The 12,501-nt window shown below is 40.8% G+C and carries 12 protein-coding genes; 3 read left to right on the plus strand and 9 right to left on the minus strand.

All coding sequences use genetic code 11. The features are described 5' to 3' along the window. Positions 1–86: 86 nt before the first annotated feature. Entirely contained in the window at positions 87–1,550 is a 1,464-nt protein-coding gene (gene putP / locus BTO30_RS00990) for a sodium/proline symporter PutP (protein WP_075397053.1), read from the plus strand. A 99-nt stretch (positions 1,551–1,649) separates the two neighbouring features. Then, entirely contained in the window at positions 1,650–2,111 is a 462-nt protein-coding gene (locus BTO30_RS00995) for a low molecular weight protein-tyrosine-phosphatase (RefSeq protein WP_075396842.1), read from the plus strand. A gap of 447 nt (positions 2,112–2,558) precedes the next feature. Here the strand turns inward: BTO30_RS00995 and BTO30_RS01000 are convergent, their stop codons facing one another. Next, positions 2,559–3,449 (minus strand): methyltransferase domain-containing protein, encoded by an 891-nt coding sequence (locus BTO30_RS01000; protein WP_075396843.1) that lies wholly within the window; start codon positions 3,447–3,449, stop codon positions 2,559–2,561. Positions 3,450–3,686: 237 nt separating this feature from the next. Between BTO30_RS01000 and BTO30_RS01005 the strand changes: the two genes are divergently transcribed. Further along, positions 3,687–4,298, plus strand: a complete 612-nt coding sequence (locus BTO30_RS01005; protein WP_075396844.1) for a pseudaminic acid biosynthesis-associated methylase — start codon at positions 3,687–3,689, stop codon at positions 4,296–4,298. A 58-nt stretch (positions 4,299–4,356) separates the two neighbouring features. Here the strand turns inward: BTO30_RS01005 and pseI are convergent, their stop codons facing one another. Genes pseI through BTO30_RS01045 form a run of 8 tightly spaced genes read right to left on the minus strand, consistent with a single transcriptional unit; the run spans position 4,357 to position 12,414 of the window. After that, on the minus strand, positions 4,357–5,409 hold the full coding sequence (pseI, locus tag BTO30_RS01010; RefSeq protein WP_075396845.1) for a pseudaminic acid synthase: 1,053 nt from the start codon (positions 5,407–5,409) through the stop codon (positions 4,357–4,359). Beyond that, the gene (gene pseH, locus BTO30_RS01015; RefSeq protein WP_075396846.1) at positions 5,406–5,963 is read right to left on the minus strand and encodes a UDP-4-amino-4,6-dideoxy-N-acetyl-beta-L-altrosamine N-acetyltransferase; all 558 of its coding nucleotides are present in this window, start codon (positions 5,961–5,963) and stop codon (positions 5,406–5,408) included. Before pseH ends, pseI begins: the two co-directional genes overlap by 4 nt. Next, complete coding sequence (gene pseG, locus BTO30_RS01020; RefSeq protein WP_075396847.1) at positions 5,960–7,042, minus strand: UDP-2,4-diacetamido-2,4,6-trideoxy-beta-L-altropyranose hydrolase; 1,083 nt, start codon at positions 7,040–7,042, stop codon at positions 5,960–5,962. The genes pseH and pseG overlap by 4 nt, the downstream gene beginning before the upstream one ends. An 8-nt stretch (positions 7,043–7,050) precedes the next feature. Then, positions 7,051–7,782 carry a cytidylyltransferase domain-containing protein gene (locus BTO30_RS01025; RefSeq protein WP_075396848.1) on the minus strand — a complete coding sequence of 244 codons (732 nt, stop codon included), beginning with the start codon at positions 7,780–7,782 and terminating at the stop codon, positions 7,051–7,053. Continuing rightward, a complete protein-coding gene (gene pseC, locus BTO30_RS01030) occupies positions 7,779–8,936 on the minus strand; it encodes a UDP-4-amino-4,6-dideoxy-N-acetyl-beta-L-altrosamine transaminase (RefSeq protein ID WP_075396849.1) in 1,158 nt (385 codons plus the stop codon). Before pseC ends, BTO30_RS01025 begins: the two co-directional genes overlap by 4 nt. Positions 8,937–8,971: 35 nt before the next feature. After that, a complete protein-coding gene (gene pseB / locus BTO30_RS01035; protein ID WP_075396850.1) occupies positions 8,972–9,937 on the minus strand; it encodes a UDP-N-acetylglucosamine 4,6-dehydratase (inverting) in 966 nt (321 codons plus the stop codon). Positions 9,938–9,950: 13 nt separating this feature from the next. Further along, positions 9,951–11,825, minus strand: a complete 1,875-nt coding sequence (locus BTO30_RS01040; RefSeq protein WP_075396851.1) for a motility associated factor glycosyltransferase family protein — start codon at positions 11,823–11,825, stop codon at positions 9,951–9,953. Then, positions 11,812–12,414, minus strand: coding sequence for a DUF8042 domain-containing protein (locus tag BTO30_RS01045; protein ID WP_075396852.1), 603 nt, complete (start codon positions 12,412–12,414; stop codon positions 11,812–11,814). Before BTO30_RS01045 ends, BTO30_RS01040 begins: the two co-directional genes overlap by 14 nt. Between the last annotated feature and the right edge of the window lie 87 nt (positions 12,415–12,501).

Consider the following 12,501-nt stretch of genomic DNA (forward strand, 5'->3'; position numbering starts at 1 on the left):
CAATAAAATAAAGTGTGATAAAATTGGAGCGATATTATGGCAAGTGAATTGTATAGAAATGAGGGATTTATTTGGGCGATTTTTCTTTGGCGGTATCCGTAGCAGTCTACATGCTTGGCATGCTTTTGATCGGCTACTTCGCGTATAAAAAAACATCGAACTTATCAGACTACATGCTTGGCGGACGCACACTCGGCCCCGCCGTTACCGCTCTGAGTGCCGGAGCTTCCGATATGAGCGGCTGGCTCTTAATGGGACTGCCTGGTGCCATGTTCGCAGACGGCATCAGTTCTTCGTGGATCGTTATCGGTTTAACAATCGGCGCATGGGCAAACTGGAAATATGTCGCGCCGCGGCTCAGAACGTATACGGAAACGGCCGGTGACGCCATCACGATTCCCGGGTATCTGGAAAACCGGTTTAACGACCGTTCAAAAGTGCTCCGTCTCGTCTCCGGTCTCGTTATTTTAGTGTTCTTTACGTTTTATGTTTCATCCGGCATGGTATCAGGAGGAGTCCTATTCCAAAGCACATTCGGACTCGAGTATCATACAGGTCTTTGGATCGTTACAGCCGTCGTTGTGGCCTATACGTTATTCGGAGGCTTTCTTGCAGTAAGCTGGACAGATTTCGTACAGGGCATCATTATGGTAACAGCGCTCATTCTTGTTCCCGTTGTGACAGTGATGCACGTTGGCGGGATTGGTGTGTCCGTTGATACGGTCCGCTCGATTAATGCAGACTACTTAAACATTTTCACCGGCACGAGCTTTCTGGGCATCGTTTCCCTTTTCGCATGGGGGCTTGGCTACTTCGGACAGCCGCACATCATTGTCCGCTTTATGGCGATCAGCTCGGTGAAAGAGATCAAAAAAGCGCGCCGTATCGGCATGAGCTGGATGATTTTCTCAAGCGTCGGTGCCATGGTAACCGGCTTTGTCGGCATCGCTTATTTTGCCAACAACAACCTTGAATTGGCCGATCCGGAAACGGTCTTTATTGAACTTGGCAATATATTATTTCATCCGATCATTACAGGCTTTTTAATATCAGCCATTTTAGCTGCCATCATGAGCACGATTTCTTCACAGCTGCTTGTGACATCGAGTTCACTGACAGAGGATTTATACAAAACTTTTGTGAAACGGTCCGCAACCGATAAAGAACTTGTTTTCCTCGGCCGTTTGTCCGTCCTGCTCGTTGCGATTGTCGCATTAATCCTGTCGTGGGAAAAGAACGAAACGATTCTTGACCTCGTCGGCTACGCCTGGGCAGGATTCGGTGCCGCATTCGGTCCGGTGATTTTACTGAGCCTGTATTGGAAACGCATGACGAACTGGGGCGCACTGGCCGGCATGATCGTCGGTGCGGTAACGGTTATTCTCTGGAAAAACACCGAATATGCAGCTGCTGTCTATGAAATGATTCCCGGCTTTGCGGCCAGCTTAATCGCCGTGATCGTCGTCAGTTTGCTGACGGCACAGCCATCAAAAGAATCCGCACAGCAGTTTGAAGAATTTCAGCATACCTTAAAAGAAAAAATGAAATAGAAACCTGCCGCTGTGCAGGTTTTTTCTTTTGCTGATCATTCAGCTAAAAACGGAGTAAACAAATTATAGTATAATGAATGACAAAAAGGAGTAGATTGTATGATCAACGTATTATTTGTCTGCCTCGGCAACATTTGCCGGTCGCCAATGGCAGAAGCCCTGTTTCGCAATTTGGTGGAAAAAGAAGGATTGAGCGATCAAATCACGGTCGATTCTGCAGCGACAAGTTCGTGGCATATCGGCTCGCCGCCCCATAAAGGCACGCTTGCCATTTTAAAACAATACGATATCTCATCAGAAGGCCTTTTAGGGCGCCAGTTAACAAAAGAAGACTTCGAAAAATTCGATTACATCGTCGGTATGGATGAAAGCAATATCACCAATATTTATGACATCACCGGCCAGCCCGATCATCCGAAAATTATCCGGCTGCTCGACTTAACCGAACACAAAAAAGATGTCCCCGATCCATACTATACCGGTGATTTTCAGGAAACCTATTACCTGGTCACAGCCGGCTGCCAGGCATTGCTTGAAAAAATCCGTTCCGAAAATTCGTGACAGTTCCCGCTTCGTTAAAGCATTAGAGGATTGTCACGAATTTTCGAGGCTTGATGAAAAAGCTGATATGCTTTCATTAGGTTGAGTAAACAACCAAATTTTCATTCGAAGAATTGATCCCGTCAACGATATCTCTTCCGTGCTCAGATTACATCATAAACTTGAGCGAAACAAAAGAAACGAACATGGCTGTGGCCGATTCCAGAATTAATGATGCCGATCTGGCGAAACAAATCATGGAATTAAACCAGACAAGCCTTCTACTGTAAACTTACTTCGCGACGCAGAAAATGAAGATAATAGGCTCGGACAGATACTGAACTTCTCGGCATGAATGCGAAAAACGGCACTCCTCCACAACTGGATGGAAGTGCCGTTTTGTGGAATTGGCGCCAGTGCCTCACCGTGTTACAGCAGCAGAGAGCTGACACTTTTACCAGCCTGATTTCAATCTAAAAACTTCGTCGCAATAATCGCATTCTGCGTTAATAAACAAGGAATATTGTCTATAATGGGATAGGCTAGCAGACTGTCTTGAGAAAAATAAGCATTGTTCTTTTTGATAATCTCTGTCTTCGTAACCGGGCAGCATATCGGATTGGCAATGGTTTCTCCTGCTTCTTTTTCAATGATTATTAAGCCAGTTGGGTTCAAAGGATTTGAGCTCACTTCAAATAAGCGATGCTCTAAAATTTTGTAACCGAGATTTTTTGCCGTTTCATACAAATTTGTTACATAGCCATGCTTTTTCATTCGTGCCCTGGCTGTTTCATCGGCAAATTCGTATGACGGTTCAAGTAAAATCAAATATTTATTTGTGACACGGTACAATTCTTTTAACGCTTCTTCTTCCCTGCCGCCATTTGGTTCAATCGAATGGGATGTATAAACAATATCGATCGAATTGTCTTTTAAAGGCATATTAAACAGATCACCTGTAAATAAATGAACATTGTCCAATTTTCTTGTTTTGATAAATTTTTCCGCATACTTAATTCTTGACCAGGAAATATCAAAACCATACGAATTCTTCGGCTTTTTATCCAATTTAGAAAGCGTAACTCCTAAAGTAGTTGCTTCCCCAACACCCCCTTCAAGAATCGAATCATACTCTCCTATATTATTAATAATGTTGGATAAATAGTCACAATATGCATCTTTTATTGTTGGATTATTTTCGTATCCTTTGATGTAAGAACCCGCCTGAAAATCATAACTGATCAGTATATCTTCTAAGCTATTTTTATCTTCGTTGTTCAAATTCTTAAGGTAAGCTATTACGTTTTGGTTATTAGAATAAATTTCTTTCACTTTATTCAATAGTGCTAATTTATTCATCTCTACACCTCTACAATTTTAATTGTAAAACACCTTTTTGTTCTGAAGACATTGATTTATGATACGCTTCTATGTATTGCTCTCTTTCAATATAATATTACTTTTATAAATTTTCTCTATATTTTACTGTTTGCATATAAAATATCCTTTTATTATACAAAGAATAGTTTTGCTCATCGGCTCTATAGTATAATAGTGAAAATGAGAGAATTTCACTATTATTAGGAGGATTTTTAAATGTCTGAATTTAAAACAGAGCAAGAAAAGTTTTGGGCGGAGGATTTCGGCAAAGAATATATTCAACGAAATCAAAACCACTCCGTAAATATCCCGCTGTTTTCAACAATTTTATCCCGAACGCACAGCGTGAACTCCGTTATTGAATTCGGATCAAACATTGGTTTAAATTTAAAAGCCATCAGAGAACTTCTTCCTTCTGCAAATTTATCTGCGATTGAGATTAATCCTGATGCTGTTAAATATTTAGAACAGCTTGGCAATATTGAAATTTACAATCAATCTATTTTAGATTATACCGCAAATGATCAATATGACTTTGTGTTAATTAAAGGTGTTCTCATTCATATCAACCCTGATTTTTTAAAAGATGTTTACGAGCGACTCTACAAATCAAGCAGCAAATACATTTGTATTGCTGAATACTACAACCCAACTCCGGTTGAAATAGACTATCGAGGGCACGAAGGTAAATTATTTAAACGTGACTTTGCCGGCGAAATGCTGGATAAATATCCTGACCTTGAGTTAGTCGATTATGGCTTTGTCTATCATAGAGATTATAATTTTCCACAAGATGATACAACATGGTTTTTACTGAAAAAGAGATAACGATACATACTTTAAGAAAGAGGATAGTAACACCCTCTTTCTTAAAATTTTCTCCTATTCAAAGCAATACCTCTAAGCTTAGAGGTATACCCCTAGAAAGATCCCTCTTAACTGTCTTCCCAAGCACAATATGTAAATATCGAGGTTCAAGTCCATAACCAGGACGCACAATTTTAATATTTTCTTTTGTGAGTTTCTCACCAGCTTTAATATCTTTAGCCACATAAATCGATCGTCTAAATTTCAATGAAGCTTTTTCTTTTTCAGTCGGTCCATATTTAATCTGACCCATTGCCTGCCATGCGCGTTCTGCTTCCACAACCAGTGCTTTCATTTCATCCGGTTCCATAGAAAAAGCGGAATCAACGCCGCCATCCATACGGGATAGTGTAAAGTGCTTTTCGATGACCGTTGCCCCTAATGCGACGCTCGCAACCGCGACACCCGTTCCCATCGTATGATCAGAAAGGCCAACTTGCACGTTGAACAACTCTCTCATATGCGGAATGGTTGAAATGTTTGTATTTTCAGGGGTAGCCGGATACGTGCTGGTGCATTTTAACAGAATGAGATCTTGACAGCCTGCTTCCCGTGCAGCGCGGACAAGCTCATCAAGTTCTGCCACTGTGGCCATGCCGGTCGACACAATCATCGGCTTGCCGGTTGCGGCGACTTTTTTGATGAGCGGGATATCCGTATTTTCAAACGACGCGATTTTGTACATTGGCACATCGAGTTCTTCTAAGAAATCTACAGCTGTTTCATCAAACGGGGTGCTGAATGGAATCATTCCCAGCTCACGGGCACGGTCAAAAATTGGTTCATGCCATTCCCATGGTGTATAGGCCTGCTGATACAGCTGGTACAAATTTTGTCCGTCCCATAGACTGTCTTGATCATTTATTTTAAAATCCGGATTTTCAATATTTAATGTCATCGTATCCGCTGTATATGTCTGAATCTTCAGCGCATGCACACCTGACTTCGCTGCAGCTTCCACAATCTCAAGTGCACGGTCCAATGACTGATTGTGGTTGCCGGACATCTCGGCGATGATAAACGGTTTATGTTCTATCCCGATTTGAACACCGTCCACTGTAATTGTATTCATATATACCTTCCTTCAATTAATCTTAGAATACGTAATGACCATTCGTTCCATTCATATTGGAACATTCCATATAAAAAGACATCTTCTTCTTTTTCATCTTTGATTATGTGTTTTCTTAAAATTCCTTCCCCGGAAAAACCCATTTTTTCATGAAATGCTCTGCTTTTTTGATTTGAACCAATAACCTCTGCACAAAGTTTACGTATATTAAGTTCGTTAAAGATGTAATGCAATGCTGTAAATCCTAATATGGTTCCCATTCCTTTAGGCGTGTTTTGCTCCCCGATGTAGAAGCCCCACTCACAGCGGCTATGCTGAGAATGTATGTTGTTTACGTTCAGAACACCATATGGAATTCCATCATAATAAAATAGTTTTGTGACGGCCGTTTCACTGCTTTGAAGATTCTTAAACCAACTTAGATGCTGTTCCATTGAGATCTCTTCACTATGATACATAACTCTTCGAATCCATTCTTGGTTTCGCCATTCTAAAATTCGTTTTAAATCTTTCTCTTCAATATCCTTTAATACTGCTTTTGAAATAAAGCTCATTTAGCGCACAGCTCCATTATTTTTTTCACAGCTAACTGCTCTTTCAAAACATCGGGATTCATCAATTCACGGCATTTTCGAGTCATATTCATCACTTCTCTTGGATGATCGCATAATTCGCGAATCTTATCCATAATATGAGCCGGTGTGACATTCTGGCTCTCGCCAAGACAATACATCGCTCCAAAACTGGTCACTGCTTCCGTCAATTCTTTTTGATTGTCCGCTAATATAATCGTAATGGCAGGAAGTCCAAGATAGCACCGCTCCCATGATGTAGATCCTCCCGCTCCAATGGCCAGATCAGCTTGCACCATTAATTTCGCCATATAGTTGATTTGACTGTGATAATGCACGTTTGTCATTTTAGCACAAAATTCTTTTATACATTCTTTTCTCGGGTTGCTGCTTCCTAAAACCACATTGACAGTAATATCTTTTTTATTTAAATAATGTAATGCTTTTAGCGCTTTAATAGTTTCCCCGGTTGGATCTGTGCCCCCGAAAAAGACAAGAATGTTTTTAATTGTTCCATCCCGATCTGTCTTTAACGGATCAAGTATTAAAAATTCTTCACGCAGCAGAGCATAATTTGGACCGATCAGCTGCATACATGAATGCGGCACTAACTTTTCATACCTTTTTTCACTATCCAGGTAATAATTTTGATCCAAAAGGATGTGGCAGTTATGAGGGCGATTTGCAAGATCGTCCATCACCATAATGTATTTCACTGATGATCGAATGGCTTCTTCCCATTTTATATTCAATTCATAATGATCAACAATCAATAGATCCACTTCACTGTCCATCTGATGGATGAAGCGTTGTGTTTCTTGTGCGTCTTTTGCCCAATTTTCCTTGATCCACTGCCAATGATATTGATCGGTCATAGCGGGAAGAACATGGATAGCAAAACCTTGGTCTTTAATAAGAGAAATAAGGTTGCCGGTGAAGGCTCTGCAAACAAATGAAACATTAACGTTATTTTTTTTAAATTGATTGGCAAGTGTTAAGCATCTCATAACATGTCCTGTTCCGATTTCAACTGAAGCATCTGTACGAATGATGACGTTCATATCTTCACCTACAATTTTTTTTGTTCTATGTGTTCATTTATTTGATTCCATTGCGGATATTTTTCGAGTAATGCGATCACATCTGTCAAAGAGAATAATCTATCTGGCTGATACAGTTCATTTAAAATAAGCTTAATCAGTTCAAAATCTTCCACCGTATCAACCGTCCAGCGGTAATTAGAATAATCCTGATTCTGCTTCACGCGGCCAATTCGAAATTGTTCAGGATTAGTGTAAAGATAGGCCGTGACGTGTTCACGATCACGAGGAAAAACAGCTTGTTCATAAGCCGTTTTTAATACCTCATAGGAAAACACTTCCGTATCCATTCCCCGCGGATAAGTTCGCTCAATGGTATTGGATACATAATCGTATTGCGGTTGATGATCTTTATAATAACGAACAACACGGTCCATAACAGCAGGGTCAATAATCGGACAGTCCGATGTTAACCGTACAATGATATCCGCTTCAAATTGCTGAGCCGCTTCGTAATAGCGGGATAAGACATCTTCTTCAGAACCTCTGTAACAGGCGATGCCATGCGCATCACAAAAATCAACAATCGGCTCGTCACTTTCTTTTACCGTTGTTGCAATAATGATTTGATCAATTTCATTTGATTGTTTAACACGTTCCGTTTGATACTCTAACAAGGTTTTTCCATTAACCTGTTTTAAAATTTTCCCTGGAAGACGTGTTGACCCCATGCGTGCCTGAATAATAGCAGTTGTGTTCATTTTGTATATTTCTCCAAAGTTTCTTTCACTGCCGATATTACATCGGTTATATCTTTTTCAGTCATCGCCGGGAAAAGCGGCAGCGATATGATTTCTTCATATAACTTTTCTGCATTCGGCAGCGAGCCTTTCTGATAGCCAATTTTCTGATAATACGGGAGTGTATGAACCGGAATATAATGAACATTCACGCCAATTTTTCGTTTTTGGATTTCTTCAAATATGGCTTTCCGATCTACTGTTAATTGATCCAGTTTTAAACGAATCACGTATAAATGCCAGCTTGAGTCGCTGCTTGGATGTTGATAAGGTGTTATAAGCTGCGACATGTCTTTAAATGCCTCGTTATAAGCTGCGACAATTTCTTTTCGTCTGGATACAAACTGATTAAGCCGATTCATTTGGCTTACCCCCAAAGCTGCCTGAATATCTGTCATACGGTAATTATATCCAAGAAATTGCATCTCATAATACCAAGGGCCATGGTTGTCTTTTAGAAGCGCAGAGTCACGTGTAATGCCGTGTGAACGGAATTGAATCAGTTTTTGGTAATATTCTTTGTTGTTTGTGACTATCATACCACCTTCACCGGATGTGATATGCTTCACCGGATGGAAGCTGAACATCGTCATATCGCTGAGGGAACCGACTTTTTTTCCTTTATACACTGCCCCAATTGCATGAGCTGCATCTTCAATCACGATTAGGTTATACTTTCCGGCAATGTCATGAATACGGTCAATTTCTGCAGGCTGCCCAGTAAAATCAACAGGAATAATAGCTTTTGTCTTATCAGTAATGTTCTTTTCGATCTCCGACGGATCAATATTGTATGTTTTCGGATCAATGTCGGCAAAAACCACAGTACCCTCCTGATACAGTACACAGTTCGCACTGGCCGCAAATGTCATCGGTGTGGTGATCACTTCATCTCCTGCACCAATTCCAGCAGCATAGCAGGCGCCGTGAAGAGCAGCTGTACCATTCGCAAAGGCAACCGCATATTCAGTGCCAACATATTCTGCTACTTTTCGTTCAAAATTTATGATTGCAGGACCTGTTGTTAAGTAATCGCTTTTTAATACTTGAATGACCGCTTCAATATCCTGCTCTTCAATCCACTGCCGCCCGTAAGGCAAATATGTATCGCGCATGATTGTTCCTCCTAAAAAAGAAATGCAGCAAAATACTACATTTCTTCAACCAATTCCCGTAATTGTTCAACCGTCAGCCAATACTCATTCGTATCACTCGTATATTTAAATCCGTCCTCTAGTTCTTTTCCTTCAGCAGTAAATTCATCCGACCACCAAGGAAATTCCGGCTGAATGACATAATAAGAATCGAACTCTTTCGTATGTCGCGCATCATCTTCCATAATCATCGCTTCATGAAGTTTCTCTCCCGGACGAATCCCAATAATATCAATCTCGCATTCCGGTCCTATTGCTTTGGCAAGATCAGTCACTTTCATACTTGGAATTTTCGGCACAAAGATTTCGCCGCCATGCATTCTCTCTAAGTTATCCAGCACAAACTGAACCCCTTGATCGAGTGTGATCCAAAAACGGGTCATTCGCTCATCTGTAATCGGCAGCCTTCCCGTTTCCTTGACTTTCTTAAAAAACGGCACAACACTGCCCCTGCTGCCGACTACGTTTCCATAGCGTACGACTGAAAACATCGTCTTTTTTTCACCAACATAAGAATTGGCAGCGACAAATAATTTGTCGGATGCAAGCTTAGTAGCCCCGTAAAGGTTAACGGGACTTGCCGCTTTGTCCGTGCTGAGCGCAATCACTTTTTCCACATTACGGTCAATAGCCGCCTCGACGATATTTTGCGCGCCATGAATATTCGTTTTAATCGCTTCAAACGGGTTGTATTCACATGCGCCGACATGCTTTAATGCAGCTGCATGGATTACAATATCAACGCCGTCAAATGCCCGGTACAGTCTTTCTTTGTCACGGACATCCCCAATGAAAAAGCGCATGCGCGGATCCGTAAACTCCTGTGCCATCTCGTATTGTTTTAATTCATCGCGGCTAAAGACGATAACCTTATTTACGTCTTGTTTCAGGACCTTTTTAATAAATTTTTGACCAAATGAGCCTGTTCCGCCCGTTACTAAAATTGTTTTTCCGCTTAACATCGTCACGTCACCACTATCCATTAATTTGTTGTTCAGCTAACGCTTCTATTTCCTTATCCAGTTCACTTACAATGGGCGATACTGCTTGGATATGACCCTTACAATCCATTAAGAATCCCGCAAATAAATGGGCAATTTTCTCTCCTTTTTTATGGAGGTTCTTTTCAAAGCGGATCGCCTGTGATTCCTCTTTTAACCGTTCAATATGGACTCGGACCATCGGCTCAATAAACACCTTGAAAAATGGATTATTGCTCACTGTATTAAATTCTTTGTCAAATCGGGTAAAGTTTTTCTCCAAATGAGCGGTCCGGTTTGTTTTAACCGCTGTATCAATTTTACGAAGCTCTTTTACTGCATCATCTATTGCTTCATTCAGCCGTTTCTTATGAAGACGCATTTGCTTTTTCTGATGGTCAACACCTTTCAGGTTATAGCTGTTTTCGCCAATATACCAATTTGGCTGCACAATATGCGGTTCCTGCAATCTTTTTTCAATCAATTCACTCATCGGCATAAATGAGGTTCCTTCGATATGAGCGCCTCCACTTGTTGTGTTAATTACTTCCAGATCTGAAAACAGGCTAATATACATCTCCAATTGCCTTCTCATATTGATGAATCCTTCGTTCGCTTGAACATGTTGTCCATCTACTCCAGGAATCGATACTAAATTATTTATCTCATTAGCGGTCAATTGATTAGACAAGTTTTCATATTGAATCCCTTTCGCATACCTTTCGTTGCTTTTATATGAAAGGTTTTGACCAGCCAGTATGATCGGGCCGCAGCCAAGCATTTTTAACAGCTGGAATGTGATTACAGCAATCGTCGGCGCATCAAGAACAATATTAATTTCCCCTGTTCCCTTTAAATAGTAGGGTGACACTGTATCTTGATTTGTAATCATATGAAGTTTGGACCCTGGATACCCTTCTAGCGTTTCGTATCCTACACTGCTCCCAAAAACAAGCGGGATTTCTTTTATATTTAACTTTTGAATTACTTCAATGACCTTTACATTATGACTTTGCGGGTCATATGTACAAATGGCATCCGGGTAAATATCATGTGCAATGAGCGCATTAATAGCTGAACCTACTGAAAAGATATATGCCAGTCCATTTTCTTTTATATAGCGCAGGTTCTCAAACTCTTCCGAAAGTGATGGACCCGCCGCCGCAATAATGGCCGGTTTACCTTTAAATGCTTCTTTATCGATATCGTGCAAAATATTAGGGGTTTGCAGCACTTCCGGAAAGTTTTTGATTGAATTGATGGTCCAGCGCTTTTGAAATGAGAAACTGGTAGCCAGGTTGCTCCGCTTTCCTTTCAGCAGTTCTTTGACCGATTCCATCATGATCTTTTGCTCTTTTTCATATTGCTTGGCGCATGCCGGTAATGTAAAGACAAAGGTTTTCGTATCGAGTGTTTGATGAAGCTGTTCGACTTCCTGCTTTAACTCGCTTTCATTTGCTGTTGTGATGATAGTTCTCAGCGTTGCTTTCGGAAAATGGCCGATGTTTTGGTGAGACAAAAAATGATACAGCATTTCCATATTAGGCTCATAAATGGAATAGCTCATCTCTGGGTGCTGAGATAACAGCGCCTGAATATGGTAGCCGAGGCCGGCACCGATAAATAAAATATGATTATAGCTGCCGATATTTTCAAGCTGTCCGATTAACTTTTCCGCTTCCGCTTCCGGATCATACTTACTGTGAATGTACTGCGGTTTGCCGTCGATGATCATTTTAGCCGTTGGCACACCTTTGCGGGATGGCTCAATTTCCACCATTTCCTTTTCTTCCGACTCCCATTTTGCCAATTGTTCAAGCAGCGGGCGCTGGTGAACGCGTAAATAATTGCGGTTATCAATTAACATCATGGCGTGATCCCTCTGTATCAATCGTTGTTTGTATTTCTTTTTCGAACGCTTCGTAAAGCGGCGCCATCTCATACTGAATAATGTCGCCGATTAAAACGTTATCACTGTTTTCCATTGCTTCTTCCAGATTTTTCAGCTCAACTTCAAGTGTTGCAGCCAGTTTCAAATACTCATCCCAGTTTTGCGGCTGTTTCGGCAGTTGATCGATCGAAACGATAATCTGATTCAGCCATTGCATCCCTTCCAGCATATCGCCAAAATCATCCCAGGTATCGGAAGCAGGGTTGTTATAAAAACCATCTGAAAGCTTTGTTAATTCCGGTATAGCTCCTTGCAGGTAATTTTCTGCCGACAATAAAATCTCATTCGTGAATTCTTTCGCTGTCCGGGCGACGATTTCAAGTTTATCAATACTTCCGAGATTTTCAGTCAAATATTGTTCAGGCTCCTCATATACATTCACTCCATCTACAATGAGATGGCTGAAATAATAAGAGTTATTCAGCCATGTATTGATTTGTTCAATAATTTGTTCAACAGTCGGATCTTGGTCAAACTGGATTACTTGCTCTTGAAATATAAACTCCACAGGACGATTCCTCCAAAAGTGCTTTTGTTTTAAATTTTATCATAGTCTATCTGTTATATCGGCGCGTTTCAGGAATTTTTGAGCGCA

This window comes from Domibacillus antri, from assembly GCF_001936625.1.
Lineage (GTDB): Bacteria > Bacillota > Bacilli > Bacillales > Domibacillaceae > Domibacillus > Domibacillus antri.

Excerpts from the sequence above, each read along its gene's own strand:
- BTO30_RS00995 (WP_075396842.1), top strand. The coding sequence starts at position 1,650 with ATGATCAACGTATTATTTGTCTGCCTCGGCAACATTTGCCGGTCGCCA.
- BTO30_RS01000 (WP_075396843.1), bottom strand. The coding sequence starts at position 3,449 with ATGAATAAATTAGCACTATTGAATAAAGTGAAAGAAATTTATTCTAAT.
- BTO30_RS01005 (WP_075396844.1), top strand. The coding sequence starts at position 3,687 with ATGTCTGAATTTAAAACAGAGCAAGAAAAGTTTTGGGCGGAGGATTTC.
- pseI (WP_075396845.1), bottom strand. The coding sequence starts at position 5,409 with ATGAATACAATTACAGTGGACGGTGTTCAAATCGGGATAGAACATAAA.
- pseH (WP_075396846.1), bottom strand. The coding sequence starts at position 5,963 with ATGAGCTTTATTTCAAAAGCAGTATTAAAGGATATTGAAGAGAAAGAT.
- pseG (WP_075396847.1), bottom strand. The coding sequence starts at position 7,042 with ATGAACGTCATCATTCGTACAGATGCTTCAGTTGAAATCGGAACAGGA.
- BTO30_RS01025 (WP_075396848.1), bottom strand. The coding sequence starts at position 7,782 with ATGAACACAACTGCTATTATTCAGGCACGCATGGGGTCAACACGTCTT.
- pseC (WP_075396849.1), bottom strand. The coding sequence starts at position 8,936 with ATGCGCGATACATATTTGCCTTACGGGCGGCAGTGGATTGAAGAGCAG.
- pseB (WP_075396850.1), bottom strand. The coding sequence starts at position 9,937 with ATGTTAAGCGGAAAAACAATTTTAGTAACGGGCGGAACAGGCTCATTT.
- BTO30_RS01040 (WP_075396851.1), bottom strand. The coding sequence starts at position 11,825 with ATGATGTTAATTGATAACCGCAATTATTTACGCGTTCACCAGCGCCCG.